Genomic DNA, 4751 nt, shown 5'->3' with positions numbered 1-4751 from the left:
CGACAATCCAAAAATAATTGAGAGGCTAGGACTTTTGTCCCAGCCTCTTTTTATTCTGCTTTATTGATATCTTCTTTGACCTCATCAACATTGAATTTGGCAAAGAGGTACTGACGGTCTTGAACTGGGAAACGTTGATCCAGCTGATCGATGGCCCCCACCTCAACAATCCCTTCTGAGATGACAAAATCCATGACATGACCACCAAAGGTGTGGTCATCTGAAATAAAGTGCAAATGATAACCAGCCACACTCACTCCATGGAAAATTTCTGGTGTCCAAAAACCGACAATGGTTCCAGTGACATTTTCCCGTGTATACTCTGGCTGATGGGTTGCAACCTCTGCAAACTTCATCTCTGGTGTTGATTTTGGAATCATACGGACATGCATCTTGGCAAAGTCACCACGAATCTTAATGGAGCGGAAAAGGTTTTCCCCATCATAATAAGACTCAATACGGGCTTCCAATTCCTCGTCCGTCATTTCAAAGCGTTGGCGGAAAATCACTTCTGCTTGGTGAGGGACGACTGCTGCATAAGGAACCTTAGCATCCGGAGAAACTTCGACTATTTCAGGATGGTCCCCTGATCCCTTGGCCTGATATGCCTTACCATCTAATACGATCAACTCTCCATCAATAGAATCTAGCGTCCCAACTCCTAGATCTCCGTGTTCCAAGAGTTCTCCAATCGTAAATGAACCCCCGTACAGACCCGCCATTAGGGCACCTAAGGTATTGTATTGAAAAAGTTTCACTGGTTCCATGTTTTTCTCTCCTCATTCTATCTTCTACCAGTATACCACAAACTATTCCGAATCTTCACGATATGGTTTTGATTAGAGGCTATCATAGAGGGTTTGCATCTGCACATCGTCTGGTACGATTGCCAAATACTGATTAGCCACTTCACGCGCCTTCGTCACATCTCCAGCCTCACGCAACAAATAAACATAGGCTTCGAGGAATTCTGGGTTGTCCTTTAAATCTTCATAGAGCTCTTGGTAGGCTGAGACGGCCTCTTCTGTTTTCTCCAAGGCAGCCAAGGCACGGGCAATGTTCCAACGGGTGACAACCGTTTCGACTTCTTCATTTTGCCAATCCAAGACTTGGTCAAAGCGTTCCTGTTCCAAATAAAGGGTGGTCAGGCGAAGAGCAATCTCTTCTAGATCATCTGCCACTTCTTTAGCCTCTAATAAATAAGCTTCTGCCTGTTCAGGCTGGTGAAGTTCATAAGAAAGCTGAGAAGCAAGAAGCTTCAATTGGGCATCAAAGGGATTCTTCTGGATCCCTTGTTTAGCAATCTCAAGCGCTTTTTCACGGTCATTTTCAGCCTGTAAAGCCAAGGCATAACCATACTCATAGCCCTCAAAATCAGGCGACAAGGTATCAATTTGTTTGTAGTAGATCAGGGCTTTTTGGAATTCTTCTTGGTCAGACAATAAGGTCGCTAATTCGTAAGCAATCTGGTCATCAAACTCAATCTCTAAGGCTTTCTCTAAGAAGGGAACAGCTGCTTCAAACTTACCAAGATTGGCATAGGCAAAACCAATTCGTTGATAGGTGGAAATTCCTGTTGCTTCCAAAATCTCCCGATTGTCTAACTGGGCATACTCTTTGATAGCCTCTTGGTAGCGTTCCAATTCCAGATCAATTTCAGCTAGTCCTAATTGAATGATGGGATCATCAGACAGACGGGCTGCTTCAACTAATTTTTCACGCGCCACATCTGCTAAGCCTTCCATCTGATAGAGATCCGCCTTAACCAAGAGACTCGCTACATACCAGTTTGATTCAGGTCCAATTTCTTCTAAATAAGCAAAGGCCTCTTCCATTTGTCCTTCCTCTGCAAGGATAGTTGCCAAACTTAGATACACTTCTGGATAGGTTTCTGCAATCTGTTCATAGATCTCTTTTGCCTGAGGGTAAAAACCGATACTTTCAAGATATTGACCTAAATCCAATAATTGTGCTTCACTATCTTCTAACAAAGCCTGTTGAAATTGAACTTCTGCCTCTTCTAGCTCTTGCCGATCGAGAGCCTCTACCATTTGTTGACTATGACTCACTGTGTGTTTCCTCTTCTACTTCATTATGTTCTTCATACAAACCACTGACGACCTTATACCATTCAAAGATAGCTCCAATCACCACCTTAGCAGATGCATAGACTGGAATTCCAAGGAAAACTCCCCAAATTCCAAACATAGATCCTGACGTCAAGAGCACAAACAAAATGGTAATCGGATGGATATTTAACTGGCTTCCCAAAACCAAAGGTGATACAAAACGTCCTTCAATGGTTTGCTCCACTGCAAATACAATCAAGACCTTGATAAACATCTCTGGTCCTGCTACCAAGCCCAATACTAAGGCAGGTAACATGGCTAAGAAACTACCCAAGTAAGGAATCAAATTCAAGATCCCCGCAGAGATCCCAAGTGTCACCGCGTAGCGCAAGCCAATGATCTTAAAGAAGATGATGAACATAATAGCGACGACAATGGCTACCGTAATTTGTCCTCGAACGTAGTTGGAGAGTTGGGTGTTGACATCTGAGAGAACTTGTTCAGCCGGTTTACGAATCTTAGTCGGTAAGAAGCGAACAATGTGGCCCTTTAAATTTTTTCCATCTCGAAGAAGATAAAAGACAATAAAAGGCATGATGATCAAGGCAACAATAACTTGCGAAGCCACTCCGATCAAGTTGCTGACCCAATTGACAGCCCGCCCGGAGATCGAACTCGCCCAAGAAGTAATGTTTGCAGACAATTCCTTGGTGATCTCATCTAACTGAGGTTTGATATCAGAGGAGACGCGATTATCTAGAAAATCATCGATGGTTGCATTGGCCTTTTCCAAATAAGTTGGCAGGTTATGAAAGAAACTCACCACTTGTTGTTGGACGGATGGAATCACTACAGCTAGACCCCAAATTAAAAGCACTGCAATCAAGAAAAAGACGAAGGAAATCGCAAAAATCCGCTTGAGTCCTTTTCTTTCAAGAAAGTCAACAATGGGGTTAAGCAGGTAATAGAGCAAACCAGAAATAATGACAGGCAGCATGACGGCTCCTGCAAACTCAAAAATAGGAATAAAAATAAAGGTGATTTTACTCAAAACCAAAAGGTTCAAGCCCAACAGCAAGGTAACTAAAAATACGGTAATGGCCTTGTTGTCTAAAAACCATCTAAAAAACCAGGACAAACTAAACTGTTTTTCTTTATTATCCACAGAGAACTCCTTTTCAATTCAATCTGTTTCTATTTTAGCATTTTTTGAGCGTGAAGTTACGAAAAAACTAGCAAAATAAGAAAGAAAGGCCCTCGGCTTTTTAACTAGCAATTGCCTTCCAATAGGACCTTTGATATAATAAACCTAACAAATCATACGAGGTGACCTATGTCTCAAACCATTTATTTCGGTACCTATACCAAAAAAGAATCCAAAGGAATTTACAAGGCACAATTTGATCCTGAAACAGGAGCATTGAGCCAACTTGAACTAGTGGTAGCTGAGCCCAATCCAACCTATATCGCTTTTTCTGAAAAAGGCAACCTCTACAGTGTCGGAGCTGAAGAGGGAAAAGGAGGAATCGCAAGTTTTACAGCTGATTTTCAGCCGCTCAATCACGTTGTTGAAGAGGGAGCACCACTCTGCTATGTCTCTGTCGATGACAAGCGTCAACTGGTCTATGGAGCCAACTATCACAAAGGCCAAGTTCTCGTATATAAGCTAGAGTCAGATGGGCGTTTGTCCTTTGTCGATCAAGACACCCACCAAGGAAGTGGTCCTCATGCCAATCAAGCAAGTCCACATACCCACTATGCAGACCTTACACCAGATCAGTACTTGATCACGTGTGACCTAGGAACAGACAGTTTGCATGTCTATGATGTCAGTGAGGAAGGAAACCTAACCCTGATCAATCAGTATCAAACAGCTCCAGGGGCAGGACCTCGTCACCTGGTCTTTCATCCCCACTATAAGACTGCTTACCTCATCAATGAATTAAATGCTACGATCGATGTACTCTTTTATGACGGTATGGGTGAATTCGAACACTTCCAAACTGTTTCCACACTTCCATCAGACTACGATGGTCAAAAATGGGCTTCTGCGATCAAGCTCTCAGCTGATGGAAAATTCCTCTATGCATCTAACCGTGCTCACAATTCCATTGCTGTCTTCAAAGTTGTGGCTGATGGTAGCCTAGAACTGATTGAAATTGTTCCAACTCAAGGGCTCAATCCACGTGATTTCACACTTAGTCCTGATCAAAACTATTTGATCGCAGCCCATCAAGATTCACCTAATGCCACCGTCTTTAAACGAGATCCTGCTAGCGGAAAATTGACCCTTCTATCCGACGACTTCTATGTTCCCGAGGCCGTTTGTACGGTTTTTCATTAAGTCGTTTTAGTTGTCAAACCTCTAAAAAAATGATTAAATAGATGAGAAAAAGGCGCGAGCCAGACTTCACAACTTATATTTTAGGAGACCCTAACATGAATCCATTGGACTTATTTAACCAAGTGAAAGAAATGATCGAAAAGAAAGATTTCGACGCTGCAAAGAAATTTGTTGATGACAACAAAGACAACCTCGGTGACTACCTTGAACAAGCTAAAGGGCTTGTATCTGGAAATGAAATGGTCAGCGGTGCCTTGGACAAAATCAAAGGCTTGTTCTAATAAGACGATGAGAGTGGGACAGAAATCGGTAATTCGTTAGAATTCGATTTCGTCGTC

General features: G+C 42.5%; 5 protein-coding genes. 2 read left to right on the top strand and 3 right to left on the bottom strand.

The window, feature by feature from the left end:
- Positions 1 to 50 precede the first annotated feature (50 nt).
- The 3 genes from budA to ADG03_RS04825 form a co-directional block, all read right to left on the bottom strand.
- A complete protein-coding gene (gene budA, locus ADG03_RS04835) occupies positions 51 to 767 on the bottom strand; it encodes an acetolactate decarboxylase (RefSeq protein ID WP_049472407.1) in 717 nt (238 codons plus the stop codon).
- Positions 768 to 839: 72 nt separating this feature from the next.
- Positions 840 to 2069: a tetratricopeptide repeat protein gene (locus ADG03_RS04830; protein ID WP_049472409.1), complete on the bottom strand. Its 1230-nt coding sequence runs from the start codon at positions 2067 to 2069 to the stop codon at positions 840 to 842.
- Entirely contained in the window at positions 2059 to 3234 is a 1176-nt protein-coding gene (locus ADG03_RS04825) for an AI-2E family transporter (protein ID WP_049472410.1), read from the bottom strand. Before ADG03_RS04825 ends, ADG03_RS04830 begins: the two co-directional genes overlap by 11 nt.
- A 168-nt stretch (positions 3235 to 3402) precedes the next feature.
- Here ADG03_RS04825 and ADG03_RS04820 point away from each other — a divergent pair, with 168 nt between their 5' ends.
- Together ADG03_RS04820 and ADG03_RS04815 are read left to right on the top strand one after the other, a co-directional pair.
- The gene (locus ADG03_RS04820; RefSeq protein ID WP_049472412.1) at positions 3403 to 4413 is read left to right on the top strand and encodes a lactonase family protein; all 1011 of its coding nucleotides are present in this window, start codon (positions 3403 to 3405) and stop codon (positions 4411 to 4413) included.
- 95 nt (positions 4414 to 4508) lie between these two features.
- Positions 4509 to 4694 carry a hypothetical protein gene (locus ADG03_RS04815; protein ID WP_003002861.1) on the top strand — a complete coding sequence of 62 codons (186 nt, stop codon included), beginning with the start codon at positions 4509 to 4511 and terminating at the stop codon, positions 4692 to 4694.
- Positions 4695 to 4751 lie beyond the last annotated feature (57 nt).

This window comes from Streptococcus parasanguinis, assembly GCF_001069785.1.
Lineage (GTDB): Bacteria > Bacillota > Bacilli > Lactobacillales > Streptococcaceae > Streptococcus > Streptococcus parasanguinis_T.
The sequence above is the reverse complement of the archived record's forward strand: the minus strand, read 5'-3'. Positions and strand labels throughout refer to the sequence as shown.